Source organism: Pseudomonas sp. NFACC08-1 (genome assembly GCF_900106735.1).
Lineage (GTDB): Bacteria > Pseudomonadota > Gammaproteobacteria > Pseudomonadales > Pseudomonadaceae > Aquipseudomonas > Aquipseudomonas fluorescens_Q.
In genome coordinates this window covers 464872-490468 of record NZ_FNNL01000001.1, presented here as the reverse complement: position 1 = coordinate 490468, position 25597 = coordinate 464872, and the positions used below count along the sequence as shown (strand labels likewise).

Below are 25597 nucleotides of genomic sequence, written 5' to 3'. Positions count from 1 at the left end.
CCTTGTAGTTCAATTCCCAAAAAATCGAAGGAAACCTCTTACACCCAACTTCTTTTAGTAGGAATCAAGCTATTGACCGGGTTATTATTTTTTCAAGATCAATGCCCTACGCTGTTTATCGATAGCCATCGGTATTAGGAAAAGGACTTTTATGAAACGCACCCTCATCGCCTTCCTGTCATTGATCGTCACCGCGATCATCGTCGCGGGTGGCTACCTCTACAGCAAGCAGCCCACCCGCCAAGGCACGGTGCAGTTGCAAGGGCTGCATGGCTCGGTGACGGTGCGCTACGACGAACGCGGTGTGCCGCATATCCGCGCCGAGAACGAAACCGACCTGTACCGCGCCCTCGGTTATGTCCATGCCCAGGATCGGCTGTTTCAGATGGAGATCATGCGCCGCCTCGCCCGTGGTGAGCTGGCCGAGGTGCTGGGGCCGAAACTGCTCGACACCGACAAGCTGATGCGCAGCCTGCGCATTCGCGAACGTGCCGCGGCCTACGTGACCGAGCAGGACCCACAATCCCCCGCCTGGCTCGCCATGCAAGCCTATCTGGATGGGATCAACGCCTACCAGGACAGCCACACCCGTCCCGTGGAATTCGACGTGCTGGGCATTCCCAAGCGCCCCTTCACCGCCGAAGACACCGTGAGCATTACCGGCTACATGGCCTACAGCTTCGCCGCCGCCTTTCGCACCGACCCCCTGCTGACCTACGTGCGCGATGTGCTGGGTGCCAACTACCTGAACATTTTCGACCTCGACTGGCAGCCTCAGGGCGTGCTGGCCGAAGGTCGCAAGGGCAGCCTGCCGCTGGCTGCCGCCGACTGGAAAGACCTCGACGCCCTGGCCCGCCTGAGCGAGCAGGCCCTGGCTGATAACGGCCTGCCACAGTTCGAGGGCAGCAATGCCTGGGCGGTCTCCGGCAGCCGCACCCACAGCGGCAAGCCGTTGCTGGCGGGTGACCCGCACATCCGCTTTTCCACGCCTTCGGTGTGGTACGAGGCGCACTTGTCGGCCCCGGGGTTCGAACTCTACGGGCAATACCAGGCACTGCTGCCCTTCGCGACGCTGGGTATGAACCGGGATTTTGGCTGGAGCATCACCATGTTCCAGAACGACGACCTGGACCTGATCGCCGAGAAGGTCAACCCGGACAATCCCGAGCAGGTCTGGTATCGCGACAAATGGGTGGACATGACCCGCAGCGAGCAGCAGATCGCGGTCAAGGGCCAGGCGCCGGTGACGCTGGTGCTGCGCCAGTCGCCCCATGGCCCGATCGTCAACGATGCCCTCGGCGCGAACGCCGGCAAGACCCCGGTCGCGATGTGGTGGGGGTTCCTGGAAAGCCGCAACCCGATCCTCGAGGCCTTTTACCAGCTCAACCGCGCCGACACCCTCACCAAGGCTCGCGGCGCTTCGGCCAAGATCCACGCGCCGGGGCTGAACGTGGTATGGGCCAACGCCAAGGGGGACATCGGCTGGTGGGCCGCCGCGCAACTGCCCAAGCGGCCAGTCGGCGTGAAGCCCGGCTTCATTCTCGATGGCAGCAGCCCGGAGGCGGAAAAGGAAGGCTTCTATCCGTTCAGCAACAACCCGCAGGAGGAGAACCCGGCGCGGGGCTACATCGTCTCGGCCAATTTCCAGCCAGTGCCGGCCAGCGGCATCGAGATCCCCGGTTATTACAACCTCGCCGACCGTGGCCAGCAACTCAACCACCAGCTCAGCGACAAGCAGGCGAAGTGGGACATCGAAACCACCCAGAAACTGCAACTGGGCACCACCACCGCCTACGGCCCGCGCCTGCTCGCGCCTTTGTTGCCGGTGTTGCGCGAGGTGGTCAGCGATCCGCAGGAGCGCAAATGGGTGGAGCAACTGGCCCAATGGCAAGGCGATTACCCGCTGGAATCCATCAGCGCCACGCTGTTCAACCAGTTCCTGTTCAACCTGGCCGACGCCGCCCTGCACGATGAACTGGGCGATGGGTTCTTCGAGACCGCGCTGTCGACTCGGGTGATCGATGCAGCCCTGCCACGCCTGGCGGCCTCGAAGGATTCACCGTGGTGGGATGACCGCGCGACGCTGGGCGTGGAAACCCGTGCCGACACCGTGAACATCGCCTGGAAGAAAAGCCTGGCGCACCTGCGGGCCACTCTGGGTGACGATGCCGGCCAATGGCAGTGGGGCAAAGCTCATACCCTCACCCACGGTCATCCGCTGGGCCTGCAAAAGCCGCTGGACCGGGTCTTCAACGTCGGCCCGTTCGCGGCACCCGGTACCCATGAGGTGCCCAACAATCTCTCGGCTAAAATTGGTCCAGCCCCTTGGCCGGTGACCTATGGTCCTTCGACCCGGCGCATCATCGACTTCGCCGACCCGGCCCATAGTGTCACCGTCAATCCGGTCGGCCAGGGCGGCGTGCCGTTCGACAAGCATTACGAGGATCAGGCCGAGGCGTACATCGAAGGGGTCTATTACCAGGCGCACCTGGCCGAGGAAGAAGTGATGGCCAATACTCGCGCGACCTTGAAACTGCTACCGGCCAGGGCTACGCCCTGAGCTTGCCGAGGGTATTTTTCATCGCCAACAGGCCCAATCGTCATTAAGGGTCAATGACTACACCGGCTCAATCCCCAGTCCTTTCATAGGAGTCAACGCAATGTTCAATAACTGGTCCGAACTGCTGCCTACCATCAAGAGTGCCTTTGGCGCCCTGGGCAAGAGCAACCCGAAAATGGTCAAGGCCTACATGGCCCTGGATGAAGCCGCAGCTGAAAACAACGTGCTCGATGCCAAGACCCGTGAACTGATCTCCATCGCCGTGGCCATCACCACCCGTTGCGACGGCTGCATCGGCGTACACACCGACGCCGCCATCAAGGCCGGCGCCACCCGCGAAGAAATCGCCGCCACCCTGGCCACCGCGGTGTCGCTGAATGCCGGCGCGGCGTACATCTATTCCCTGCGTGCCCTGGAGGCCCACGACGCGCTGAAGAAGTGAACGGCTGACACCTACACCAGCGCACCGAAGTGCAACCGGAATTGCTGCGGCGTAACCCCCAACCTGCGATTGAAAACGCTGCGCATGTGTTGGGCATCTCGAAAGCCGCACTGCCAGGCCACGGTCTTGAGCGGGGCGCGGGTGCTTTCCAGCATCACCCGCGCCGCGTCCACCCGGGCCTGCTCGACAAACTCTGCCGGTGTGACCTTCGCCTCTCGGGTGAACACCCGGGAGAAATTTCGCGGGCTCATGTTCGCGGCGTTGGCCAGGTCGGCGATGGTCAGGTCACCGTTCAGGTGCGCCAGTACATGCGCCTGGACCTGGGCTACCGTGGACATCGGCTCTGCGTGGGGCGCAAGAAAGGGGCTGAACTGTGACTGCCCGCCCGAGCGCTGCGTAAACACCACCAGCCGTTTGGCGACACTCAGCGCCACGTCTGGCCCATGGTCCTGGGCCAGCAGGAACAACGACAGGTCGATCCCTGCGCTAACCCCGGCAGAAGTGTAGAGCTCGCGATCTTGGACGTACAAACGGTCCGCTTCAACCCGGGTCGAGGGACACAGCTGCGCCAGCGCCGCGGCGTCGCCCCAATGGGTGGTGACGGCTCGCCCCTCCAGCAATCCGGCCCGGGCCAGCATGAAAGCGCCGTTGCAGATCGAACCAAAGCGCCGCGCTCGCCCGCAGGCTTCCCGCAGCCAGGCATCGAATACCGTGCCAAATTGCATCAGCGGTAACTGCGGCCCGCCCGCCACCAATAGCAGGTCGTACGCCTGCAAAGCCTCGCTGAAATGCCGATGGGCATTCACGGACAAGCCGTTGGAACAGGGCATCGCGCCCGGTTCGACGCCAATCACTTCAAGCCGATAGTGGTCCTCGGCGGCCAGGAACCGATTAGCTTCGCTGAACACATCCATGGGCCCGGAAACGTCCAGCGACTGGACACCTGGGAATACCACGACGGCGACGATTTTCTGCATGGTTCATGGGTGCCTTCGAGTTGGACGACCCCGCCACCCTAGCCAATCCGCGCCCAGGAAGCCATCTGGCACGAAACCCAGGCTTATTGGCAAGGATCGCAGCCATGGGAAGATTGTTGCGCGACCTCCCGGCGAACAGACTGAAACCCTCGGCGCCGCACTGGCCCATCGTCAAAAGGAGAACCCCATGAGCAGCATCGCCGGCATCAAAATCCCCGACAGCGCCCTCGCCCGCGCCACCACCGAATATATCCGCGATATCGAGTCCGACCTGCTGTACCACCACTCTCGCCGGGTATTTCTGTTCGGCGCCTTGAGTGGCCAGCGTCGACAGTTGGCCTACAATCCGGAGTTGCTATATGTCGGAGCGATGTTCCACGACCTGGGCCTGGTGGAGGGTTACCGCAGCGACGACGAACGTTTCGAGGTGGACGGCGCAAACGCCGCCACGGCATTTCTCAAACCCTACGGGTTGAGCGATGACGATATCGAGCAGGTATGGTTGTCCATCGCCTTGCACACCACGCCAGGCGTGCCCAAACACCTGCGCCCCACCGTCGCCCTGGTGACCGCCGGGGTGGAGATGGACGTACTGGGCATGGATTACGCCGCGTTCCCGGCCGCGCAGCGAGACGCCGTGGTGCATGCTCATCCGCGCGGGGAAGGGTTCAAGGAATGCATCATCTGCGCCTTCGCCGACGGCTTGCGGCATCGCCCGCAAACGACCTTCGGCAATGTGAAGACGGATGTGCTGGTGGATCAGGAGCCGGGGTTCAAGCCGACGAACTTTGTCAAAGTCATTCGTACATCGCCCTGGAATTCGTGATTCTCCGTCAAGCAGCTTCAGTGACTGTCCCACCGCTATCGCGAGCAAGCTCGCTCCCACATTGGACTTGGGCCTGTCCCGGGATTTGTGGGCAGCAAAAAAACCTGTGGGAGCGAGCTTGCTCGCGAAGGCGGACTGACATTCAACCTTTTCGTCGACTGTCTCACCGCTATCGCGAGCAAGCTCGCTCCCACAGGTAGAGCTGCTTCGGGTTAGACCGGTGCGGTCTCGGCCCGGCGTATATCCGGCTGTTTCCAGGAGTCGGCAGCGCTTTCTTCGATGGCTTGCTGGATCGCCCGCTTACGGCTTTCTTCGGCGCGGCGGCTGAAGAACCAAACCAGGAAAGTCACCAGCGACACCGCCAGCAGGATCAGGCTCGCCACGGCGTTGATTTCCGGTTTCACACCCAGGCGCACCGCCGAGAACACTTCCATCGGCAAGGTCGTCGAACCCGGGCCGGAGACGAAGCTCGCCAGCACCAGGTCGTCCAGGGACAGCGCGAACGACATCATGCCCCCCGCTGCCAGTGACGGTGCGATCATCGGGATGGTGATCAAAAAGAACACCTTCCACGGCCGCGCACCGAGGTCCATGGCCGCTTCCTCGATGGACAGGTCCAGCTCACGCAAGCGCGCCGAGACCACCACCGCCACATACGCCGCGCAGAACGTGGTGTGGGCAATCCAGATCGTGACGATGCCACGCTCCTGGGGCCAGCCGATCATCTGGGCCATAGCTACGAACAGCAGCAACAGCGACAGGCCGGTGATCACTTCCGGCATCACCAGCGGCGCGGTGACCAGGCCGCCGAACAGCGTGCGGCCCTTGAAGTGGGTGATGCGGGTCAGCACGAAAGCCGCCAGCGTACCCAGGGCCACCGCGGCAATCGCCGTGTAGCAGGCGATCTCCAGCGAGCGCACCACCGAGCCCATCAACTGGCTGTTGTCCAACAGGCCGACGTACCACTTGATCGACCAACCGCCCCACACCGTCACCAGTTTCGAGGCGTTGAACGAGTAGATCACCAGGATCAGCATGGGCGCGTAGATGAACAGCAAACCCAGCACCAGCATCAGGCTTGAAAAACTGAAGCGCTTCATTCCTTGCCCTCCATTTCTTTGGCCTGACTGCGGTTGAAGAGGATGATGGGCACGATCAGGATCGCCAGCATCACCACCGCCAGGGCGGATGCCACCGGCCAGTCACGGTTGTTGAAGAATTCCTGCCACAGCACTTTGCCGATCATCAGGGTTTCCGGGCCACCCAGCAGTTCCGGGATCACGAACTCGCCCACCACGGGGATGAACACCAGCATGCAACCGGCGACGATGCCGTTCTTGGACAGTGGCACGGTGATTTTCCAGAAACTGTTGAAGGTGCTCGAACCCAGGTCCGACGCGGCTTCCAGCAGGCTGGGGTCATGTTTCACCAGGTTGGCGTACAGCGGCAGGATCATGAACGGCAGGTAGGAGTAGACGACCCCGATATACACCGCCAGGTTGGTGTTGAGGATCTGCAGCGGTTCGTTGATAAAACCCATGCTCAGCAAAAAGCCGTTGAGCAAGCCGTTGTTGCTGAGGATGCCCATCCACGCGTAGACGCGGATCAGGATCGCGGTCCAGGTCGGCATCATGATCAGCAGCACCAGCACCGTCTGCATCTCTTTGCGGGCATTGGCGATGCCATAGGCCATCGGGTAGCCGATCAGCAGGCACAAGACCGTGCTGATCAGGGCCATTTTCAGCGAGCCGAGGTAGGCGGCGATGTACAACTCGTCCTCGCTCAGCATCGCGTAGTTGGCGAGGTTGAGCAGCACCTGCAGCTTCTGGTCGACGTAGCTGTAGATCTCGGTGTACGGCGGGATGGCTACGTCGGCTTCGGCGAAGCTGATCTTCAGGACAATGAAGAACGGCAGCATGAAGAACAGGAACAGCCAGATGAAGGGCACCCCGATGACCAGTTGGCGGCCACCGGGCGTTATTCGGTCGAGTCGGCGTTTGAGTTTGCGCATGTTCATGAGCGAAGTACCACGCCGCTGTCGTCTTCCCACCAGACGAACACCTGGTCGCCCCAGGTCGGACGCTGGCCGCGGCGTTCGGCGTTGGCGACGAAGGACTGCACCAGCTTGCCGCTCGGCAACTCGACGTAGAACACCGAGTGGCCGCCCAGGTAGGCGATGTCATGGACCTTGCCGCTGGACCAGTTGTTCTCGCAGGTCGGTTGTTCGGCGGTGACCAGCAGTTTTTCCGGGCGAATGGCATAGGTCACGGACTTGTCCTGCACCGAGGTGCTGATGCCGTGGCCCACGTAGATGTTGCGGTCCAGGTCCTTGCAGGTCAGCACCGCGTGGCCTTCGGCGTCGTCCACCACTTCGGTCTCGAAGATGTTGACGTTGCCGATGAACTCGCAGACCAGCCGGCTGGTCGGGGTTTCGTAGATGTCGATCGGGCTGCCGATCTGGGCGATCCAGCCCAGGTGCATGATCGCGATGCGCTCGGCCATGGTCATGGCCTCTTCCTGGTCATGGGTCACCATGACGCAGGTCACGCCAACCCGCTCGATGATCTCCACCAGTTCCAGCTGCATCTGCGAGCGCAGTTTTTTATCCAGCGCGCCCATCGGCTCGTCGAGCAACAACAGCTTCGGCCGCTTGGCCAGGGAACGGGCCAAGGCCACGCGCTGGCGCTGGCCGCCGGAGAGCTGGTGCGGCTTGCGCTTGGCGTATTGGCTCATCTGCACCAGCTTGAGCATTTCAGCCACGCGGGCATCGATCTCGGCTTTCGGGATCTTGTCCTGCTGCAAGCCGAAGGCGATGTTCTGCGCCACGGTCATGTGGGGGAACAAGGCGTAGGACTGGAACATCATGTTGATCGGCCGCTCGTAGGGCGGCATGTCGGTGATGTCCACACCGTCGAGGTAAATCCGCCCTTCGGTAGGGCGCTCGAAACCGGCCAGCATGCGCAGCAAGGTGGATTTGCCTGATCCCGAACCGCCGAGCAAGGCGAAGATCTCGCCTTTCTTGATTTCCAGGGACACATCGTCCACGGCAATCGTCTCGTCGAACTTCTTCGTGACCCGGTCGATTTTGACCAACACCTGCTTGGGTGTCTGGTCGCCCTCGAGGGCTTTCTTATAGGCGCCGGAGGCAACTGCCATTTACGAAACTCCCACAGAATTTGCAGTTCGCCCCACGCGGACGAACCTTAAGAGTGTTGACGTTATTTACCCGACTTGACCTTGGTCCAGCTGCGGGTCATGAGTCGTTGGATCTTGGGCGGCAACTCGGAGTTGACGTAGAGCTTGTCGACGACCGCTTGCGGTGGGTAAACCGCTTCGTCGGTGCGTACTTTCTGGTCCATCAGCTCGCCAGCCTTCGGGTTCGGGTTGGCATAACCGACGGTGTCGCTGACCTGGGCGATGACTTCAGGCTTGAGCACATAGTTGATGAAGGCATGCGCCTGCTTGACGTTGGTGGCGTCGCGCGGGATCGCCAGCATGTCGAACCAGAGGTTGCCACCTTCCTTGGGGATCACGTAGGCGATTTCGACGCCCTTGCCGGCTTCGCTGGCACGTTCGCGGGCCTGGAAGATGTCGCCGGAGAAACCGGCGGCCACGCAGATCTCGCCGTTGGCCAGATCGGAGATGTACTTGGAGGAATTGAAGTAGGTCACGTAAGGCCGGATCTTGAGGAGCTGGGCCTCGGCCTTCTTGTAGTCTTCAGGGTCTTCGCTGTTGGGGTTCAGGCCCAGGTAATTGAGCATCGCCGGGATCATCTCATCGCCGGAGTCGAGGAACGAGACGCCGCAGCTGGAGAGCTTCTTGATGTTTTCCGGCTCGAACAGCATGGCCCACGAGTCGATCTTGTCGACGCCCAGGACCGCCTTGATCTTCTCGACGTTGTAGCCGATGCCATTGGTGCCCCACAGGTAAGGTACGGCGTACTGGTTGCCCGGGTCGTTCTTTTCCAGGCGCTTGAGCAGCACAGGGTCGAGGTTGGCGTAGTTGGGCAACTGCGCCTTGTCGAGCTTCTGGAACGCCCCGGCCTTGATCTGCTTGCCGAGGAAGTGGTTGGACGGCACCACCACGTCATAACCGGTACGCCCGGCCAGCAACTTGCCTTCCAGGGTTTCGTTGGAATCGAACACGTCATACACCGGCTTGATGCCCGTGGCTTTTTCGAAATCCGCCAGGGTGGTCTCGCCGATGTAGTCCGACCAATTATAAATATGCACGGTGGAGGCGGCCTGGACGCTGACGGCGAGCGTCAGGCCGGCACCGACCAGCAAGGCGTTGCGTAACAAAGAAAAGACTGGCACGTGGAGGTCCTCTTAAATAGTTGGGCCCAAGTTGCCCCCGTTACTTGACCATGAGAGGCCCTGCAACAAAACCGGCGCGCAACTTACCTTCGATAAACCGATCCAGCAAAACTTTTAGTTATTTAATGGCTCCTGTTGCCGCCGCCGCGATGGCAGCGACAACAGGAAGATGCTTCAGGCCGGCTTATTTACCGGATTTGATCTTGGTCCAGCTGCGAGTCATGATCCGCTGGGTCGCGGCTGGCAGGTCGGCAATCGCGTAAAGCTTGGCTTGCACGTCTGCCGGCGGGTAGATGCCCGGGTCGCTGGTGATTTCCTTGCTGACCAGCGGCGTAGAGGCCGCGTTGCCGTTCGGGAAGCTCACGGTGTCGGTGATTTCAGCCATGATTTCCGGCTTTTGCAGGAAGGTCATGAACTTGTAGGCACCCTCGACGTTCTCGGCATCCTTGGGGATGGCGACCATGTCGAAGAAGCTGCCAGCACCTTCCTTCGGAATGTTGTAGCTGACTTTAACCTTGCCGCCGGCTTCGGCCGCACGGGACTTGGCCTGGTAGATGTCGCCCGAGTAGCCGACCGCTACGCAGATGTTGCCGTTGGCCAGGTCGGAGATGTACTTGGAGGAGTGGAAGTAGCCGATCGAAGGACGGATCTTGAGGAACAGCGCCTCGGCTTCAGCCAGTTGCTTCTTGTCCTGGCTGTCGGTCGGATAGCCCAGGTAATGCAGCGCCACCGGGATCATTTCGGTCGGCGAGTCGAGGAAGCTGATGCCGCAGGCTTTCAGCTTGGCGGCGTTTTCCGGCTTGAACAGCAAGTCCCACGAGTTGGTTGGAGCGTCGGCACCGAGGGCAGCCTTGACCTTCTCGGCGTTGAAGCCGATGCCGATCGAACCCCACATGTACGGGAAGGCATGTTCGTTGCCCGGGTCGCTCACCGAAACGGCCTTGAGCAGGTCGGTATTCAGGTTTTTCCAGTTGGGCAACTTGGACTTGTCGAGTTTCTGGTAGACCCCGGCCTTGATCTGCTTGGCCAGGAAGTTGTTCGACGGCACCACGATGTCATAACCGGACTTGCCGGCCAGCAACTTGGCTTCCAGGGTTTCGTTGCTGTCGAATACGTCGTAGACGACTTTGATCCCCGATTCTTTCTCGAACTTGGCGACGGTGTCCGGCGCAATGTAGTCGGACCAGTTATAGACGTGCAGCACTTTATCGTCCGCCTGAACCGCGCCCGCCATCACGCCCATCAGGGACATGGCCAGGAGGGTCTTGCCAGCTATCTTCATACCTAATGTCTTCATGCCTAATGCCTTCATGAAAAAGTGCTCCAGTTATTCTTCTTAGCCACGTTCAGTAGCCGGCTCGCGGACAACTTGAACGGTCGGTAGTCTGGCAAGTTACAGGCCAGGCTTTCAACACAAGCCCAGCCTTTTATTCTCGCTGGGCGAGGCCCTTGCAGGCACCTCGCTCAGAGCCTAGCACTTAGCCTTGCAACGCACTGAGCGTCAGGTCCAGGCACTGCCGCGCCTTGGCCACTAACTCATCGATCTCGGCCTTGCTGATCACCAGCGGCGGCGCAATGATCATGGTGTCGCCCACCGCGCGCATGATCAGCCCGTTATCGAAGCAGAACTGCCGGCAGATCATGCCCACGCCCTTGCCTTCGTAGCGCTTGCGCGTGGCCTTGTCCTGGACCAGTTCGATCGCTCCCAGCAAACCGACACCGCGCACTTCACCCACCAGAGGATGATCGTTCAGTTCCCGCAAACGCTTCTGCAAATAGGGTGCCGTTTCGCTGTGGACACGCTCGATGATCTTTTCGTCGCGCAGGATGCGGATGTTTTCCAGGGCCACCGCTGCGGCCACCGGGTGACCGGAGTAGGTAAACCCGTGGTTGAAGTCTCCGCCTTCGTTGAGCACCGCGACCACGTCGTCACGCACGATCAGCCCGCCCATGGGGATGTAGCCGGAGGTCAGGCCCTTGGCGATGGTCATCATGTGCGGTTTCAACCCGTAGTGATCGGTACCGAACCACTCACCGGTACGACCGAAACCACAGATCACCTCGTCGGCCACGAACAGGATGTCGTACTTGGCGAGGATTTCCTTCATGCGCGGCCAGTAGCTGTCCGGCGGTACGATCACGCCACCGGCGCCCTGGATCGGCTCGGCGATGAAGGCGCCAACGTTGTCCACGCCGAGCTCCAGGATCTTTTCTTCCAACTGGTTGGCCGCCCACACGCCGAACTCTTCGGGGCTCATGTCGCCGCCTTCGCCGAACCAATAAGGTTGGGCGATGTGGACAATGCCCGGGATCGGCAGGTCGCCCTGCTCGTGCATATAGGTCATGCCACCCAGGCTCGCGCCGGCCACGGTCGAACCGTGGTAACCGTTCTTGCGGCTGATGATGACTTTCTTGTTCGGCTGGCCCTTGATCGCCCAATAGTGGCGGACCATCCGCAGCATGGTGTCGTTGCCTTCGGAGCCGGAACCGGTGAAGAACACGTGGTTCATGCCTTCTGGGGCGATGTCGGCGATGGCTTTGGACAACTCCAGCACTGGCGGGTGGGCCGTCTGGAAGAACAGGTTGTAGTACGGCAGCTCGCGCATCTGTTGGCTGGCGGCGTCGGCCAGTTCCTCGCGGCCATAACCGACGGCCACGCACCAGAGGCCGGCCATGCCGTCGAGGATCTTGTTGCCTTCACTGTCCCAGAGGTAGACACCCTTGGCGTGGGTGATGATGCGCGGGCCTTTCTCTTTGAGCTGTTTGAAGTCGCTGAACGGCGCCAGGTGGTGATCGTTGCTCAGGGCCTGCCATTCACGGGTTTGCGGGTTGTTGCGGGTCATGCCAATTCTCCTTTTATCGGTGAGGGCGAAGCTGCCTGAAGCAGCCTCGCCCGGCGCTTCAGACGGCGAAGAGCAGGAATTCCCGCTCCCACGAACTGATGACGCGCTTGAAGTTTTCATGCTCGGCCCGCTTGACCGCGACGTAGCCTGTGATGAATTTCTTGCCCAGGTATTTCTCGATGGTGGTGCTGTTTTCCATGCGTTCCAGGGCGTCTTCGATGGTCAGCGGCAAACGCAGGTTGCGGCGTTCGTAGCCTCGGCCCACCACCGGCGCGCTCGGGTTGATGCCTTCGACCATGCCGATGAAGCCACACAGCAGGCTGGCGGCAATCGCCAGGTACGGGTTGGCATCGGCGCCCGGCAAGCGGTTTTCCACCCGACGGTTCTGCGGCCCGGCATCCGGCACGCGCAGGCCCACGGTGCGGTTCTCTTCGCCCCACTCCACGTTCACCGGCGCCGACGTGTCCGGAAGGAAGCGACGGAACGAATTGACGTTGGGGGCGAACAGCGGCAATAGCTCGGGGATGAATTTCTGCAGGCCACCGATGTGGTGCAGGAACAGATCGCTCATGGTCCCGTCTTCATTGGAGAAGACGTTCTTGCCGGTTTCCTTGTCGATGATGCTCTGGTGCAGGTGCATCGCACTGCCTGGCTCACCGGTCATGGGCTTGGCCATGAAGGTGGCAGCCACGTCGTGCTTGAGTGCCGCCTCGCGCATGGTGCGCTTGAACACCAGGATCTGGTCGGCCAGGGACAGGGCATCGCCATGACGGAAATTGATTTCCATCTGCGCCGTGCCGTCCTCGTGGATCAGGGTGTCGAGGTCCAGTTCCTGCAGTTCGCACCAGTCGTAGACGTCTTCGAACAGCGGGTCGAATTCGTTGGCCGCTTCGATCGAAAAGGACTGCCGGCCGGTTTCCGGACGGCCGGAGCGGCCAACGGGCGGTTGCAGCGGAAAGTCCGGGTCGTCGCTGCGCTTGGTCAGGTAGAACTCCATTTCCGGCGCGACGATCGGCTGCCAACCCTTGTCGGCGTAGAGCTTGAGTACTTTCTTGAGCACGTTGCGCGGCGACAGCTCGATGGGGTTGCCCTGCTTGTCGTAAGCGTCGTGGATGACCTGGGCTGTGGGCTCGATGGCCCAGGGCACAAGGAATACTGCGTTCTCGTCCGGGCGACAGATCATGTCGATGTCGGCAGGGTCGAGCAGTTCGTAATAGATGTCGTCTTCGACATAGTCGCCCGTAACGGTCTGGAGCAGAACGCTCTCGGGCAGGCGCATGCCTTTCTCGGCGATGAACTTGTTGGTCGGCGAGATCTTGCCCCGGGTGATGCCGGTGAGGTCGCCAATCATGCATTCGACTTCTGTGATCTTGTGGTCTTTCAACCAATCGGTGAGCTGGTCGAGGTTGTTACTCATAAATGCCTCTAGGCGTGAGTTTCCTGACGGCTATTAGTCGTCAGGCGTTGTTTGACGCATCGGCGTCGCGTTGTGCTGCCCTTGCTCGGCAGGCATCGCCAAATGCCTGGAAAATCGCAAGGTAGTGCGGGTTAGAGCTTACCTCCCATTCGGGGTGCCATTGCACACCTAAAGCAAAAGCCTTGCCTCCTGGCACCGAAACAGCCTCGATCAGGCCGTCGGGGGCCACCGCTTCGGCCCGCAACCCAGGTGCCAGGCGCTCGATGCCTTGGCTGTGGATCGAGTTGACTTCTATTAGCTGGGGCAACCCCAACCCTGCAAGTACACCACCAGGCTGGATATGTACGGCATGGGCAGGACCGTATTGGACATCCACCGCTTGAGTATCGTCTTCACGATGATCGATGAACGTTCCGACTTCATGAACTTTCTGATGCAGGCTGCCGCCAAAGGCTACGTTCATCTCCTGGAAACCTCGGCAAATGCCCAGCACCGGGATACCCGCATCGACAGCGGCGCGGATCAGCGGCAAGGTGGTGGCGTCCCGTGCAGGATCATGAGCAGTGCCTGGCGCACTGGCCGGGCCCTGGTAATGAAAAGGTTCTACATTGGAAGGAGAGCCAGTCAGAAGAATGCCGTCCAGGGCGTCCAGAATATCGGACGGCGGGAACAGCTCCGCCAGGGACGGGATCAGCACTGGCATGCCCTTGGCGGCTGTTGCGACAGCCCGGGAATATTTTTCGCCACTGATGTGATAAGCATGCAGACCAATCTGCCTGGAGCAGGTGGTGACGCCGATTAACGGCAGGCGAGACATGAAGCACCCCGGTATTATTGCTGTTATGGGTTTGAATCGAGCTTAGCCTTGTTCATTTTTTTACACAACACCCCCGTAAAAAATACAACACGGCCCGCTCAAGCCTGCGGGCGCCAAGCCCTCTAAAGGGAAAAAAACGCCCCAAATTGCCTCAAAAAAGCCCTTGAGGTGCTTTTTTAGGGCAAAAAAGGCCCTGCTTGACTTCGGCATGCCGTTCGGGTTGACTGGCTTTCGAAGAGATCAATGATTGATATTTTTAACAACAAAGGTGTTGCATCATGTCGGTACCCCCGCGTGCCGTTCAGCTTAACGAAGCGAACGCGTTCCTTAAGGAACATCCTGAGGTTCTGTACGTTGACCTTCTGATTGCGGATATGAATGGTGTGGTGCGCGGCAAGCGCATAGAACGCACCAGCCTCCACAAGGTTTACGAGAAAGGCATCAACCTGCCGGCCTCTTTATTTGCCCTGGATATCAACGGCTCTACGGTGGAAAGCACCGGCCTGGGCCTGGACATCGGCGACGCTGACCGGATCTGTTATCCAATCCCTGACACCCTGTGCAATGAACCCTGGCAGAAGCGCCCTACTGCGCAACTGTTGATGACCATGCACGAACTCGAAGGCGAGCCTTTCTTCGCCGACCCGCGTGAAGTCCTGCGCCAAGTCGTGACCAAGTTCGATGAACTGGGCCTGACCATCTGCGCCGCATTCGAGCTGGAGTTCTACCTGATCGACCAGGAGAACGTGAATGGACGCCCACAACCGCCGCGCTCGCCGATCTCCGGCAAACGCCCGCACTCGACCCAGGTCTACCTGATCGATGACCTCGACGAATACGTCGATTGCCTCCAGGACATTCTGGAAGGGGCCAAGGAGCAAGGCATTCCCGCCGACGCCATCGTCAAGGAAAGTGCCCCGGCGCAGTTCGAAGTGAACCTGCACCACGTGGCCGACCCGATCAAGGCCTGCGACTATGCGGTCCTGCTCAAGCGTCTGATCAAGAACATCGCCTACGACCATGAAATGGACACCACCTTCATGGCCAAGCCGTATCCGGGCCAGGCGGGTAATGGTCTGCACGTCCACATCTCGATTCTTGATAAAGATGGCAAGAATATTTTTGCCAGCGAGGATCCCGAGCAGAACGCCGCACTGCGTCACGCGATCGGCGGTGTGCTCGAGACCCTGCCCGCGCAGATGGCTTTCCTCTGCCCGAACGTCAACTCCTACCGTCGTTTCGGCGCACAGTTCTACGTGCCGAACTCGCCGACCTGGGGCCTGGACAACCGCACCGTGGCTTTGCGCGTCCCTACCGGTTCGGCCGATGCCGTGCGCCTGGAACACCGCGTTGCCGGTGCCGATGCCAACCCGTACCTGCTGATGGCCTCCGTGTTGGCAGGCGTGCACCACGGCCTGGTCAACAAGATCGAGCCCGGTGCGCCGGTGGAAGGCAACAGCTACGAGCAGAACGAGCAAAGCCTGCCGAACAACTTGCGCGATGCCCTGCGCGAACTGGACGACAGCGAAGTCATGGCCAAGTACATCGATCCGAAATACATCGATATCTTCGTGGCCTGCAAGGAAAGTGAGCTGGAAGAGTTCGAACACTCCATCTCCGACCTCGAGTACAACTGGTACCTGCATACCGTGTAAGGGGTTGCTGTAAAGAAAAACGCCGCGGCCCTAAAGGCTGCGGCGTTTTTTTAGCTGTTCACAACACCCATGTGGCGAGGGAGCTTGCTCCCGCTGGGCTGCGCAGCAGCCCCAAAAAGGCTTAATCGGTCAACCTGAAGCACCGCAGTGGCTGACTTCGGGGCTGCTTCGCAGCCCAGCGGGAGCAAGCTCCCTCGCCACAGGGATGCCTTTCTTCCCAAGCGCCGCTATGGACCCTCCCCTCGCTCTGCGTACAATGCCCGCCAGCCCCGCAGGAGACAGCCATGACGCGCATCGCCACCCCTCGCAAACCCCGCGCACGCAGCCAGGCCCGGATCGACACCATTCTCGATGCCGCCCGGACGCTGCTTGCCGCCGAAGGCGTGGCCAGCTTGTCGATCTACAGCGTCGCCGAGCGCGCCGGGATCCCGCCCTCCTCCGTGTACCATTTTTTCGCCAGCGTCCCGGCCCTGCTCGAAGCCCTGACCGCCGACGTCCACGCCGCTTTTCGCGCGGGCCTGCAAGCACCGATCGATCATGCAGCGCTGAACCATTGGCACGACCTGTCACGGCTGGTGGAACAGCGCATGCTCGCCATCTACAACCAGGACGCCGCCGCTCGCCAGCTGATCCTGGCCCAGCACGGCCTGACCGAAGTCACCCAGGCCGACCGCCAACACGATCTCGAGCTGAGTGACTTGATGCACAAGGTGTTCGACCACCATTTCGCCCTGCCGCCCCTGCCCGGCGACGTCGACGTGTTCGCCCTGGCCATGGAACTGGGCGACCGCGTCTACGCCCGCTCGATACAACAGCACGGCCACATCACACCGCGCATGGCCGAAGAAGGCATGCGGGTATTCGATGCCTACCTGGGGTTGTACCTGCCGCCGTATTTGCCCAAGCGTTCTGATTGATCGTTACCACGCTCGGGTGAACCATTGCTCACAACTTGGCGATCGACACCTCGGTGGATTTGACGAAGGCAAGCACTTCGCTGCCGATGGCCAATTCCAACTCCTTGACGCCGGTCGATGGGCAGGTCGAAGCAGATCTGGCCGTCTCGATCTTGCCCAACGACGTCGACGTGTTCGCCCTGGCCATGGAGCCAATTGTCATAGAACCAACCTGAACGAACACAACTCCGTGCAAGGGTCCCCGCCTCGGTCTTGCGCACGGTTTGCTTTGATCAAGGGGCTGGTGATAGCGACCGGGGGACAATGTCTGACGCGAACTGAAACAAATCCCCCCCGGCTGTTTCTTGATTTCTGCATTTAAAGAATTTACTTTCGCCCCCGCTTTTTAGTCCACACAGGAGTCCAGTCTTGGACAGTTACCCCAGTCGATCACGACAGGCTAAAACGGCAAGCTAGTCCAGCAGAACCCCTCTCTGCCACTGTCTTGCCGTCTTACGGCGGATAGTGGTATTTCGGTCCCGGCTCGGGATTCAAAGCCTCCTTCCCCATGAACTCGCCCAGTGCCAGCACGCAAGTGCTTAGCGCATCTGTGGGCCTTCGCTCAGCCTTCGCGATCCATTCCCAAAACTCTGTTCGCTCTGCGAACAAATCGTCGGTATGGAAGTGAATAATGGATTGGACAATCTTTTTTCTGCGCGTGACCGTCGCGCTCACTCTAGGCGCCCTGGTAGGTGCCGAACGTCAACTACGCCAGCGTCTGGCTGGATTGCGTACCAATGCCCTGGTTTCGACCGGCGCGGCCTTGTTCGTCATGGTTTCACTACTTACCGCCACCGGTGACAGCTCGGGGGCCGCGCGGATAGCCGCTCAAGTCGTATCAGGCATTGGCTTTCTGGGTGCCGGCGTGATTATGCGCGAAGGCCTGAATGTGCGGGGTCTCAATACTGCCGCGACGCTTTGGTGCTCCGCTGCAATAGGCATTTTGTCAGGCATGGGACATATGCTGGAGGCCGCCATCGGAACGCTGGTGGTGCTCTGCGCCAACATCCTCCTACGCGAGGCCGCCCAGCGTATCAATCGCCAGGGCGCAGCCGCCGCCGTTGAAGTTGATCAGCGCTTTACTTTCAACATTGTCTGCCGGGCGGAGGATGAAGTGCATGTGCGCACCCTCGTCCTGCATGGCTTGAGCGGAAGCGCGCTGCGCTTGCAATCACTGCACAGTGAAGACTTGGCCAACCCGGACAAACTCGAAGTACGCGCTGAACTTATCGGCACACCCGCAAGCCCGGCACAACTGGAACAGTTGGCCAGCCGGGTGAGCCTGGAAAAAGGGGTGAGTTCTGTACGTTGGCAACTGCTCAACAGCAATCTGCAAGACGAGTAAACACCCTGCCGATATACGCCGCACCGTCGGCGTCAGCACACACCGGAGACACCAGCAACTCGTCCTCCGGTTTTATTCCCCTCCGTAAAGACGAACCCAGGAGCTTGCCATGAAAAAGAAGCCGCCAAACCGCACCAGCCTTGAGAACGAAGTGATCGTTGCGGTGATCGTGTTGTATCTGGTGCTCGCAATAGTCATGACGGCGGTGCACTACATGCAGCCACCGGACCAGGAAACCACGACATCATCAACCTCGCCTTCCCACAGCGAGCTCAATCCAACGTCCAAGTAGGGCATTGCTCATACAATGCCCCATCTACGAGTAATCAGACATGATCCGCAGCATTATCAACAATCACGCAACACTTTCCATCGCTCAGGGGCTACCTCAGCCGGAGCATGATCATGAGGTCGTTTGGCTTGAGGTAAACGCACCAACGGTCGAAGAAAGCGCGAATCTACAACAGCGTTTTGGCATCGAAACCGCCCCAAAAAACAGTAGCGTCATAGAGGATGGTCATTTTCTGTACATGCGCTCGAAACTGCTTGCATTGGATGCAAGCGGGACCCCGCATTTTGGCGGCGTGACCTTTGTCTTGGGTGAGCAGGTGGTAGCGATTCTCTGCGATGACGCGCACTTCCGCCCTTTTGATGTCGCCCTTCAGCGCTTGCGCCGAAAGCCGGCCAATACCCAAAGTCCGAAGGCAATACTTCTAGTGTTACTACAGATGGCCAACGACGGCGCTGACGCTGTCATCGACCGTATTGCCGACGAGTTGGAGAGGAGTACCGAGGAGATCTCCGAAATCTCCGATGGCTACAACTCGAATGGTAAGGAGTTGGGCGTACCGGACCTGATCGAAACGATGCGCGCACTCAACGACAAGGAAGAGCTGATCTCTCTCTGTATTGAGGCACAACTCTCGCTTGCACGCACAGTGCGATACCTGAGCAGCGAGGTGGACAACACCACCGAAGCTGATTTGCAGGGCCTTGTGAATGAACTCACAGCCGACGTTGCGGGCGTCAAGGAGCATGCCTACTTCGAACACGAAAAAGTACGGTACCTGCAAAATGCCGTGACGAACATTCTCAACATAAAACAGAACCAAATCGTCAAGGTGTTCACCATCATCACCGCCGTTTTCCTGCCGCCCACCCTGGTTGGCACGTTCTACGGCATGAACTTCGCGGTAATGCCCGAGCTTTCGTGGGAGCACGGTTTCATCTATTCAATGGGGCTGACACTTTCGGCTGCGGTTCTCCCGCTTGTTTATATCAAGCGCAAGGGTTGGCTGCGCTAGTTGAAAGTGCTTACTGGCTCGTCGACGAACGTGATCTTTCTCGACGCACCAGTTGCCTTGAAGATTGGCTGCAAAAAGGTGCAGGAAGCTCTCATTGGACACGCCAGAACTGATGCAGCCTGAGCAAATAAAAACCCCGAAAGGCTCACGCCGTCCGGGGCTGCGGGTGAACCATCGCTCACAACTTGGCGATCGACACCTCGGTGGATTTGACGAAGGCAATCACTTCGCTGCCAATCGCCAGCTCCAGCTCCTTGACCGAGCGGGTGGTGATGACCGAAGTGACGATGCCCGACGCGGTCTGCACGTCGATTTCCGACAGCACGTCGCCTTCGACGATTTCCTTGATGGTGCCTTTGAACTGGTTGCGTACGTTGATGGCTTTGATAGTCATACGATTTCTCCTGGGGGTTGAAATGAGCGGCAAGTAAAAAGCCGATTTGCTTTGACTTGTCGCTTATAGCTTGAAGCTTGCAACTGCCTCACTGCGCCCACCGCAATTGCGTGGGCAAGGGTGAAACGGGTTCCGGTTCCGGCGGTTGGCCGGGCAAGGACAGCACGCGGTTGAGGACTTCGGTTTCCAGGCTCGCCAGGCGATGAGAGCCGCGAACCCGTGGGCGTGGCAGGTCGATGGGCAGGTCGAGGCCGATCTGGCCGGCCTCGATCAGGATCACCCGATCGGCAATCGCTACCGCCTCGCTAACATCGTGGGTCACCAGCAACACCGTGAAGCCGTGCTGCTGCCAGAGGTTTTCGATCAGTTGCTGCATCTCGATGCGGGTCAGTGCGTCCAGCGCCCCCAAGGGTTCATCGAGCAGCAACAGGCGTGGCTGATGAATCAGCGCGCGGGCCAGGGCCACTCGTTGTTTCTGCCCGCCGGACAGCGCCGCCGGCCACTCATGGGCACGGTCGGCCAAACCGACGGCTTCCAGTGCTTGCAGCGCCTGCGAGCGCCAGTTGCCCTTTAGTCCAAGGCCGACGTTGTCGATGACTTTTTTCCAAGGCAGCAAACGCGCTTCCTGGAACATCAACCGCGTGTCCTGTTGCGCGGCACTCAACGCTGCCGAGCCCGCCGACAGTTGGCCGTCGGTGGGTTGATCGAGACCGGCCAGCAACCGCAGCAAGGTACTTTTGCCACAGCCACTGCGACCGACCACGGCCACGAACTGTCCGGCCGGGATATGCAGGTCGATGTCACGCAACACCTGGCGTGTACCGAAGGTTTTTTGCAGCTTGCGCACTGCCAGCGGGATGCCACGCCGCAGGCGCGGAGGTTGTTGGGCGGTCATGCGGCACCTCCCTTGTCCACCTGGTAGGCCGGGTGCCAACGCAGCCAGACCCGCTCAAGCCCACGGGCGGCAAGGTCGGCCAATTTGCCCAGCACGGCGTAGAGAAGAATCGCCAACACCACCACATCGGTCTGCAGGAACTCCCGGGCATTCATCGCCAGATAGCCGATGCCGGCGCTGGCCGAGATGGTTTCCGCCACGATCAGCGTCAGCCACATGAAACCCAGGGCAAAGCGCACGCCCACCAGGATCGAAGGCAGGGCGCCAGGCAGGATCACTTGACGAAACAGGCGCAAGCCAGACAAACCGTAGCTGCGGGACATTTCCACCAGTGCCGGGTCGACGTTGCGAATGCCGTGGTAGGTGTTGAGGTAGATCGGGAACAACGTACCCAGCGCCACCAGGAAAATCTTCGCCGACTCATCAATGCCAAACCACAGGATCACCAACGGAATCAGCGCCAGGTGCGGGATGTTCCGGAGCATTTGCACGGAACTGTCCAGCAGACGCTCGCCCCATTTCGACAAACCAGTGATGAAGCCCAGGGCCAGGCCGATGCCGCCGCCGATCAGGAATCCGACTGCTGCCCGCCAGCCGCTGATCGCCAGGTGCGTCCAGATCTCGCCGCTGCGCACCAGATTGACCCCGGCCTCGATCACGGCCACGGGTGCCGGCAGGATCCGCGTGGATAACCAACCGGTCGACACCGACAGTTGCCATACCGCCAGCAATAGCAGCGGCACCGCCCAGGGCGCGAGGTTGTGGATGATTTTCTTCATGGCCGCCTCAGCTCTGGGACGCGGCTTTGGGAAGAATATCGTTGGCGACCATTTCACCGAACGGGCTCACATAACCTTGGCTTTTCGGCAGTTCCGGGCGCTCCACGTCCAGGTGGGGGAACAGCAGTTCCGCCACGCGATAGGACTCTTCCAGGTGCGGATAACCGGAGAAGATGAAGGTGTCGATGCCAAGCCCGGCGTATTCCTTGACCCGCGCCGCCACGGTCGGGCCATCGCCCACCAGCGCCGTACCGGCCCCGCCGCGAACCAGGCCCACGCCGGCCCAGAGGTTGGGGCTGACTTCCAGCTTGTCGCGACGGCCACCGTGCAGGGCGGCCATGCGTTGCTGGCCCACTGAGTCGAAGCGCGCCAGGGAAGCCTGGGCCCGAGCGATGGTCTCGTCGTCCAGGTGGGAGATCAGCCGGTCGGCCGCTTGCCAGGCTTCGGCGTTGGTCTCGCGCACGATCACATGCAAGCGGATGCCGAAGCGTACGGTGCGACCGAGCTTCGCGGCCTTGGCCCGCACCTGTTGGATTTTTTCCGCGACGGCTGCTGGCGGCTCGCCCCAGGTCAGCACCATTTCCACCTGCTCGGCTGCCAAGTCCTGGGCTGCTTCCGACGAGCCGCCGAAATACAGCGGCGGACGCGGTTGCTGGATCGGTGGGTAGAGCAGCTTGGCGCCCTTCACACTGATGTGTTCGCCGTCGTAATCCACGGTTTCGCCTTCCAAGACCCGACGCCAGATACGGGTGAATTCCACCGACGCCTGGTAGCGTTGCTCGTGGTCAAGGAACAGGCCGTCGCCGGCCAACTCATCCGGGTCGCCGCCGGTCACCAGGTTGAACAGCGCCCGCCCGCCGGACAACCGGTCGAGGGTCGCAGCCTGACGCGCGGCCACCGTCGGGGAAATGATCCCGGGGCGCAGGGCGACGAGGAATTTCAGGCGCTGGGTCACGGGAATCAACGAAGCGGCCACCAGCCAGGAGTCCTCGCAGGAACGCCCGGTGGGGATCAGCACGCCACCGAAACCCAGTCGATCCGCTGCCTGGGCGATCTGTTGCAAGTAGCCGTGATCGACGGCGCGGGCGCCTTCGGCGGTGCCAAGGTAGTGGCCGTCACCGTGGGTAGGCAGGAACCAGAAAATATTGAGGCTCATGGAGTGGTCTCCTAAGGGATCGAATTACTGCGCTTTCGCAACGGCCGCCGGCGGCGTCCAGATCACGTCCTTGATGCTCAAGGGCTTGGGAATCAATTTGAGCTGATAGAAGCTGTCGGCGATTTTCTGCTGCGCCGCCACCACCTCCGGCGTAAGGAACAACGCCCCGTAGCCTTGGCGTTTCACCGACGTCAGGGTGATGTCGGCAGGCAGGCCCAGCAGCGGCGAGACCTGCTTGGTCACGTCGTCAGGATTGGCCTTGGACCACTCCCCCACTGCGCGCACCTCTTCCACCAGCGTCGTGATGACCTGAGGATTCTTTTGCGCATAGGGTTTGGTGGCGAGGTAGAACTGGTGGTTATCGACGATGCCCTTGCCGTCACGCAGGGTGCGTGCCTGCAATTGCTGTTCGGCGGCAGCCTGGTACGGGTCCCAGATCACCCAGGCGTCGACGCTGCCACGCTCGAAAGCGGCGCGGGCGTCGGCCGGAGGCAGGAACACGGTCTGGATGTCGGAATATTCCAGGCCGGCATCTTCCAGCGCCCGCACCAGCAGGTAGTGGACGTTGGAGCCTTTGTTCAGCGCGACTTTCTTGCCCTTCAGCTCTTGCACCGACTGGATGGCCGACCCCTTGGGCACGAGGATGGCCTCGCTGGTGGGTGCCGGTGGCTCATAAGCGACATAGAGCAGATCGGCGCCCGCGGCCTGGGCAAACACCGGCGGGGTTTCACCGGTCACGCCGAAGTCGATGGAGCCGACGTTCAAGCCTTCCAGCAACTGCGGGCCGCCGGGAAACTCGGTCCATTGCACGTCCACGCCTTGGGCGGCGAGGCGTTTCTCCAACGAGCCCTTGGCCTTGAGCAGCACCAGGGTGCCGTATTTCTGGTAACCGATCCGCAAGGTCTCGGCTTGAGCTTGAGTAATGACGCCGAGGGACACAGCCGCAGCAAACAGAGCGACCAGCCCGCGACGCAAAATGACAGTGCGCATGGCGCCTCTCCTTTTTGCTGTGGGGTTTTGGCTGCACCTGCTGGGCCGTTGGCGGCTGAGTAAGGTGAGTTGAATCAGAGTGTCAGGGGTTCAAATGCTCCAGCGAGCACTCAACAAACGTTCGTTCAATACACTGGGGTCCAGCGGCCTGGGCCGGCGGGCCATGGCGCTGAAAAACTGTTCCAGCGCCTCGTCCAGGCGCTGCTGCAGGGCCGGCGCCAATTGCGCCTGGGCGCTGCCTTCGCCGTAAGCGATCTGGCTGTCTTCGGCAAAGATCCCATGGAGCATTTCCTGGGCCTTGAGCGCCGACAACACCGGCTTGAGGGCGTAATCCACCGCCAGCATATGGGCGATGCTGCCGCCGGTTGCCATCGGCAACACCACCTTATGGGCCAGGGCCCGTTCAGGCAGCAAGTCCAGTACGGTCTTCAGCGCACCGGAAAAAGACGCCTTGTACACCGGCGTGGCAATCAACAGGCCGTCGGCATTTTCGATCTGCTGGAGCAGGTCGACGACCTTAGGGCTGTCGAAACGGGCATGGAGCAGATCTTCGGCCGGGAAGTCGCGCACCTGATAGCTCACCACTTCCACACCTTGCTGCTGCAACCAGCGTTGCGACCGCTCCAGCAGTACCCCGGAGCGGGAGCGTTGACTGGGACTGCCACCGAGTGAGACGACCAACATGCCTGCTATTCCTTAACTGTCACGTGCGATTCGCGGTGGGCGATCTCGCTGTATGGGGCAAACCATAACAGGGGATTTATATATCTTTAAATCATATTTATTCATTTGTTTATGCAATTAAGAGATATGCAACTCGCTCTCTTTTTAAGCAATAAAAAAGGCCGTCGAAACGGCTAAACCCTTGGTGCACAGGTACTGATCGTTACCACGCTCTGCGTGGGAATGCAGCCAGGGACGCTCTGCGTCCCAAAGCCGAACGCGGAGCGTCCGTTGAGGCGTTCCCACGCAAGCGTGGGAACGATCATCAGATCAGGTTCAGGTGTTGCCTCAGCGATTGGGCTGTGGGGTCAGGCGCAGGTAAGGTTTCACGGCGCGGTAACCCTTGGGGAAGCGCTGCTTGAGTTCCTCTTCATCCTTGAGCGACGGCACGATCACCACTTCATCACCATCCTGCCAGTTGGCCGGAGTGGCGACTTTGTAGTTGTCGGTCAATTGGAGCGAGTCGATCACCCGCAGGATCTCATTGAAATTGCGCCCGGTGCTGGCCGGGTAGGTAATGGTCAGGCGGATCTTCTTGTTCGGGTCGATCACGAACAAGGAACGCACAGTCAACGTGTCGCTGGCGTTGGGATGGATCAGGTCGTACAGGTCCGACACCTTGCGATCGGCATCGGCCAGGATCGGAAAATTGACCACGGCGTTCTGGGTCTCGTTGATGTCCTCGATCCATTTGTGGTGCGAGTCCACCGGGTCAACCGAGAGGGCAATGGCCTTGACCCCGCGCTGGGCGAATTCATCCTTGAGCTTGGCGGTCAGGCCCAACTCGGTGGTGCACACCGGGGTGAAATCCGCCGGGTGGGAAAACAGCACGCCCCAGCTGTCACCGAGCCATTCGTGGAAACGGATCTTGCCGGCGCTGGAATCCTGTTCGAAGTCGGGGGCGATGTCGCCGAGTCTGAGGCTCATGGTGGGGCTCCTGGATGGTTGTTGTGGGACCAACTGTGCACCGGTTTTCATTGCTTTAAAAAGAATGAATACCCATTTATTTAGATCATTAGTGAATATAAAAAACTGTTCACTGGCGCCCTGGCGCATAGCGGCCCAAGATCATTTCCGAGGTTCGAGAAGGCCTCGAGTTGCTGAAAAGAGGAGAAGGTTCGGGGAAGGCTACAGGGGTGGGCCAGACCCGAAACGCAAGAGCCCCGCCCGGCGTGCTGCCGGGCGGGGCTTTTTTTGCCGAG

General features: G+C 60.3%; 24 protein-coding genes and 1 pseudogene. 8 read left to right on the top strand and 17 right to left on the bottom strand.

The features are described 5' to 3' along the window. The first annotated feature begins 151 nt into the window (after nt 1-151). On the top strand, nt 152-2560 hold the full coding sequence (locus BLU76_RS02255) for a penicillin acylase family protein (protein WP_092221352.1): 2409 nt from the start codon (nt 152-154) through the stop codon (nt 2558-2560). A 100-nt stretch (nt 2561-2660) separates the two neighbouring features. Continuing rightward, nucleotides 2661-3002, top strand: a complete 342-nt coding sequence (locus tag BLU76_RS02250) for a carboxymuconolactone decarboxylase family protein (RefSeq protein ID WP_014340738.1) — start codon at nt 2661-2663, stop codon at nt 3000-3002. Between the two features lie 11 nt (nt 3003-3013). Here the strand turns inward: BLU76_RS02250 and BLU76_RS02245 are convergent, their stop codons facing one another. Next, the gene (locus BLU76_RS02245) at nt 3014-3979 is read right to left on the bottom strand and encodes a GlxA family transcriptional regulator (RefSeq protein WP_092221350.1); all 966 of its coding nucleotides are present in this window, start codon (nt 3977-3979) and stop codon (nt 3014-3016) included. A gap of 187 nt (nt 3980-4166) precedes the next feature. Here BLU76_RS02245 and BLU76_RS02240 point away from each other — a divergent pair, with 187 nt between their 5' ends. Continuing rightward, nucleotides 4167-4805 (top strand): HD domain-containing protein, encoded by a 639-nt coding sequence (locus BLU76_RS02240; protein WP_092221348.1) that lies wholly within the window; start codon nt 4167-4169, stop codon nt 4803-4805. Between the two features lie 212 nt (nt 4806-5017). Here the strand turns inward: BLU76_RS02240 and BLU76_RS02235 are convergent, their stop codons facing one another. The 8 genes from BLU76_RS02235 to BLU76_RS02200 form a co-directional block, all read right to left on the bottom strand. After that, nucleotides 5018-5905 carry an ABC transporter permease subunit gene (locus BLU76_RS02235; RefSeq protein WP_092221346.1) on the bottom strand — a complete coding sequence of 296 codons (888 nt, stop codon included), beginning with the start codon at nt 5903-5905 and terminating at the stop codon, nt 5018-5020. Continuing rightward, complete coding sequence (locus tag BLU76_RS02230; protein WP_063323902.1) at nt 5902-6822, bottom strand: ABC transporter permease subunit; 921 nt, start codon at nt 6820-6822, stop codon at nt 5902-5904. The genes BLU76_RS02235 and BLU76_RS02230 overlap by 4 nt, the downstream gene beginning before the upstream one ends. Further along, nucleotides 6819-7961 (bottom strand): ABC transporter ATP-binding protein, encoded by a 1143-nt coding sequence (locus BLU76_RS02225; RefSeq protein WP_063323901.1) that lies wholly within the window; start codon nt 7959-7961, stop codon nt 6819-6821. The genes BLU76_RS02230 and BLU76_RS02225 overlap by 4 nt, the downstream gene beginning before the upstream one ends. Before the next feature lie 62 nt (nt 7962-8023). Beyond that, nucleotides 8024-9121: a polyamine ABC transporter substrate-binding protein gene (locus BLU76_RS02220; protein ID WP_092221344.1), complete on the bottom strand. Its 1098-nt coding sequence runs from the start codon at nt 9119-9121 to the stop codon at nt 8024-8026. A 184-nt stretch (nt 9122-9305) separates the two neighbouring features. After that, the gene (locus tag BLU76_RS02215) at nt 9306-10403 is read right to left on the bottom strand and encodes a polyamine ABC transporter substrate-binding protein (protein ID WP_024617271.1); all 1098 of its coding nucleotides are present in this window, start codon (nt 10401-10403) and stop codon (nt 9306-9308) included. A gap of 196 nt (nt 10404-10599) precedes the next feature. Then, a complete protein-coding gene (locus BLU76_RS02210) occupies nt 10600-11964 on the bottom strand; it encodes an aspartate aminotransferase family protein (RefSeq protein WP_092149105.1) in 1365 nt (454 codons plus the stop codon). Between the two features lie 58 nt (nt 11965-12022). Next, nucleotides 12023-13381 carry a glutamine synthetase family protein gene (locus BLU76_RS02205; RefSeq protein ID WP_018610575.1) on the bottom strand — a complete coding sequence of 453 codons (1359 nt, stop codon included), beginning with the start codon at nt 13379-13381 and terminating at the stop codon, nt 12023-12025. Nucleotides 13382-13421: 40 nt separating this feature from the next. Beyond that, nucleotides 13422-14198 carry a gamma-glutamyl-gamma-aminobutyrate hydrolase family protein gene (locus BLU76_RS02200; RefSeq protein WP_092149108.1) on the bottom strand — a complete coding sequence of 259 codons (777 nt, stop codon included), beginning with the start codon at nt 14196-14198 and terminating at the stop codon, nt 13422-13424. Nucleotides 14199-14476: 278 nt separating this feature from the next. Here BLU76_RS02200 and BLU76_RS02195 point away from each other — a divergent pair, with 278 nt between their 5' ends. Together BLU76_RS02195 and BLU76_RS02190 are read left to right on the top strand one after the other, a co-directional pair. Further along, nucleotides 14477-15853 carry a glutamine synthetase family protein gene (locus BLU76_RS02195; protein ID WP_014340747.1) on the top strand — a complete coding sequence of 459 codons (1377 nt, stop codon included), beginning with the start codon at nt 14477-14479 and terminating at the stop codon, nt 15851-15853. Nucleotides 15854-16137: 284 nt separating this feature from the next. Continuing rightward, nucleotides 16138-16770 (top strand): TetR/AcrR family transcriptional regulator, encoded by a 633-nt coding sequence (locus BLU76_RS02190; RefSeq protein WP_063323896.1) that lies wholly within the window; start codon nt 16138-16140, stop codon nt 16768-16770. A gap of 28 nt (nt 16771-16798) precedes the next feature. On the opposite strand, the pseudogene BLU76_RS30355 reads toward BLU76_RS02190, so the two are convergent. Further along, nucleotides 16799-16882, bottom strand: a pseudogene (locus BLU76_RS30355) (transporter); the annotation flags it as partial. 558 nt (nt 16883-17440) lie between these two features. On the opposite strand from BLU76_RS30355, the gene BLU76_RS02180 reads away from it, so the two are divergent. The 3 genes from BLU76_RS02180 (at nt 17441) to BLU76_RS02170 (ending at nt 19458) form a co-directional block, all read left to right on the top strand. Beyond that, nucleotides 17441-18154, top strand: coding sequence for an MgtC/SapB family protein (locus tag BLU76_RS02180; RefSeq protein WP_092149111.1), 714 nt, complete (start codon nt 17441-17443; stop codon nt 18152-18154). 109 nt (nt 18155-18263) lie between these two features. Beyond that, complete coding sequence (locus BLU76_RS02175; RefSeq protein ID WP_092149114.1) at nt 18264-18446, top strand: hypothetical protein; 183 nt, start codon at nt 18264-18266, stop codon at nt 18444-18446. Nucleotides 18447-18486: 40 nt separating this feature from the next. Then, complete coding sequence (locus BLU76_RS02170; RefSeq protein WP_092221340.1) at nt 18487-19458, top strand: CorA family divalent cation transporter; 972 nt, start codon at nt 18487-18489, stop codon at nt 19456-19458. Between the two features lie 178 nt (nt 19459-19636). Here the strand turns inward: BLU76_RS02170 and BLU76_RS02165 are convergent, their stop codons facing one another. The 7 genes from BLU76_RS02165 to BLU76_RS02135 form a co-directional block, all read right to left on the bottom strand. After that, a complete protein-coding gene (locus BLU76_RS02165; RefSeq protein ID WP_003177394.1) occupies nt 19637-19852 on the bottom strand; it encodes a TOBE domain-containing protein in 216 nt (71 codons plus the stop codon). An 88-nt stretch (nt 19853-19940) separates the two neighbouring features. Further along, nucleotides 19941-20747, bottom strand: coding sequence for an aliphatic sulfonates ABC transporter ATP-binding protein (gene ssuB / locus BLU76_RS02160; RefSeq protein ID WP_092221338.1), 807 nt, complete (start codon nt 20745-20747; stop codon nt 19941-19943). Then, the gene (gene ssuC / locus BLU76_RS02155; protein ID WP_092149124.1) at nt 20744-21526 is read right to left on the bottom strand and encodes an aliphatic sulfonate ABC transporter permease SsuC; all 783 of its coding nucleotides are present in this window, start codon (nt 21524-21526) and stop codon (nt 20744-20746) included. The genes ssuB and ssuC overlap by 4 nt, the downstream gene beginning before the upstream one ends. A gap of 7 nt (nt 21527-21533) precedes the next feature. Beyond that, the gene (ssuD, locus tag BLU76_RS02150) at nt 21534-22682 is read right to left on the bottom strand and encodes an FMNH2-dependent alkanesulfonate monooxygenase (RefSeq protein ID WP_092149127.1); all 1149 of its coding nucleotides are present in this window, start codon (nt 22680-22682) and stop codon (nt 21534-21536) included. 24 nt (nt 22683-22706) lie between these two features. Then, nucleotides 22707-23672 carry a sulfonate ABC transporter substrate-binding protein gene (locus BLU76_RS02145; RefSeq protein ID WP_063323892.1) on the bottom strand — a complete coding sequence of 322 codons (966 nt, stop codon included), beginning with the start codon at nt 23670-23672 and terminating at the stop codon, nt 22707-22709. A gap of 90 nt (nt 23673-23762) precedes the next feature. After that, on the bottom strand, nt 23763-24356 hold the full coding sequence (ssuE, locus tag BLU76_RS02140; RefSeq protein ID WP_063323891.1) for an NADPH-dependent FMN reductase: 594 nt from the start codon (nt 24354-24356) through the stop codon (nt 23763-23765). Between the two features lie 327 nt (nt 24357-24683). After that, a complete protein-coding gene (locus BLU76_RS02135; protein ID WP_024617266.1) occupies nt 24684-25322 on the bottom strand; it encodes a peroxiredoxin in 639 nt (212 codons plus the stop codon). Nucleotides 25323-25597: the final 275 nt, after the last annotated feature.

What these genes read in the sequence shown, in the direction of transcription:
- BLU76_RS02175 (WP_092149114.1), top strand. Translation starts at nt 18,264, where the DNA reads ATGAAAAAGAAGCCGCCAAACCGCACCAGCCTTGAGAACGAAGTGATC.
- BLU76_RS02210 (WP_092149105.1), bottom strand. Translation starts at nt 11,964, where the DNA reads ATGACCCGCAACAACCCGCAAACCCGTGAATGGCAGGCCCTGAGCAAC.
- BLU76_RS02205 (WP_018610575.1), bottom strand. Translation starts at nt 13,381, where the DNA reads ATGAGTAACAACCTCGACCAGCTCACCGATTGGTTGAAAGACCACAAG.
- BLU76_RS02135 (WP_024617266.1), bottom strand. Translation starts at nt 25,322, where the DNA reads ATGAGCCTCAGACTCGGCGACATCGCCCCCGACTTCGAACAGGATTCC.
- BLU76_RS02225 (WP_063323901.1), bottom strand. Translation starts at nt 7,961, where the DNA reads ATGGCAGTTGCCTCCGGCGCCTATAAGAAAGCCCTCGAGGGCGACCAG.
- BLU76_RS02200 (WP_092149108.1), bottom strand. Translation starts at nt 14,198, where the DNA reads ATGTCTCGCCTGCCGTTAATCGGCGTCACCACCTGCTCCAGGCAGATT.
- BLU76_RS02255 (WP_092221352.1), top strand. Translation starts at nt 152, where the DNA reads ATGAAACGCACCCTCATCGCCTTCCTGTCATTGATCGTCACCGCGATC.
- BLU76_RS02215 (WP_024617271.1), bottom strand. Translation starts at nt 10,403, where the DNA reads ATGAAGATAGCTGGCAAGACCCTCCTGGCCATGTCCCTGATGGGCGTG.
- ssuD (WP_092149127.1), bottom strand. Translation starts at nt 22,682, where the DNA reads ATGAGCCTCAATATTTTCTGGTTCCTGCCTACCCACGGTGACGGCCAC.
- BLU76_RS02250 (WP_014340738.1), top strand. Translation starts at nt 2,661, where the DNA reads ATGTTCAATAACTGGTCCGAACTGCTGCCTACCATCAAGAGTGCCTTT.
- BLU76_RS02240 (WP_092221348.1), top strand. Translation starts at nt 4,167, where the DNA reads ATGAGCAGCATCGCCGGCATCAAAATCCCCGACAGCGCCCTCGCCCGC.
- BLU76_RS02245 (WP_092221350.1), bottom strand. Translation starts at nt 3,979, where the DNA reads ATGCAGAAAATCGTCGCCGTCGTGGTATTCCCAGGTGTCCAGTCGCTG.
- ssuB (WP_092221338.1), bottom strand. Translation starts at nt 20,747, where the DNA reads ATGACCGCCCAACAACCTCCGCGCCTGCGGCGTGGCATCCCGCTGGCA.
- BLU76_RS02230 (WP_063323902.1), bottom strand. Translation starts at nt 6,822, where the DNA reads ATGAACATGCGCAAACTCAAACGCCGACTCGACCGAATAACGCCCGGT.
- BLU76_RS02145 (WP_063323892.1), bottom strand. Translation starts at nt 23,672, where the DNA reads ATGCGCACTGTCATTTTGCGTCGCGGGCTGGTCGCTCTGTTTGCTGCG.
- ssuC (WP_092149124.1), bottom strand. Translation starts at nt 21,526, where the DNA reads ATGAAGAAAATCATCCACAACCTCGCGCCCTGGGCGGTGCCGCTGCTA.
- BLU76_RS02235 (WP_092221346.1), bottom strand. Translation starts at nt 5,905, where the DNA reads ATGAAGCGCTTCAGTTTTTCAAGCCTGATGCTGGTGCTGGGTTTGCTG.
- BLU76_RS02180 (WP_092149111.1), top strand. Translation starts at nt 17,441, where the DNA reads ATGGATTGGACAATCTTTTTTCTGCGCGTGACCGTCGCGCTCACTCTA.
- BLU76_RS02195 (WP_014340747.1), top strand. Translation starts at nt 14,477, where the DNA reads ATGTCGGTACCCCCGCGTGCCGTTCAGCTTAACGAAGCGAACGCGTTC.
- BLU76_RS02170 (WP_092221340.1), top strand. Translation starts at nt 18,487, where the DNA reads ATGATCCGCAGCATTATCAACAATCACGCAACACTTTCCATCGCTCAG.
- BLU76_RS02190 (WP_063323896.1), top strand. Translation starts at nt 16,138, where the DNA reads ATGACGCGCATCGCCACCCCTCGCAAACCCCGCGCACGCAGCCAGGCC.
- ssuE (WP_063323891.1), bottom strand. Translation starts at nt 24,356, where the DNA reads ATGTTGGTCGTCTCACTCGGTGGCAGTCCCAGTCAACGCTCCCGCTCC.
- BLU76_RS02165 (WP_003177394.1), bottom strand. Translation starts at nt 19,852, where the DNA reads ATGACTATCAAAGCCATCAACGTACGCAACCAGTTCAAAGGCACCATC.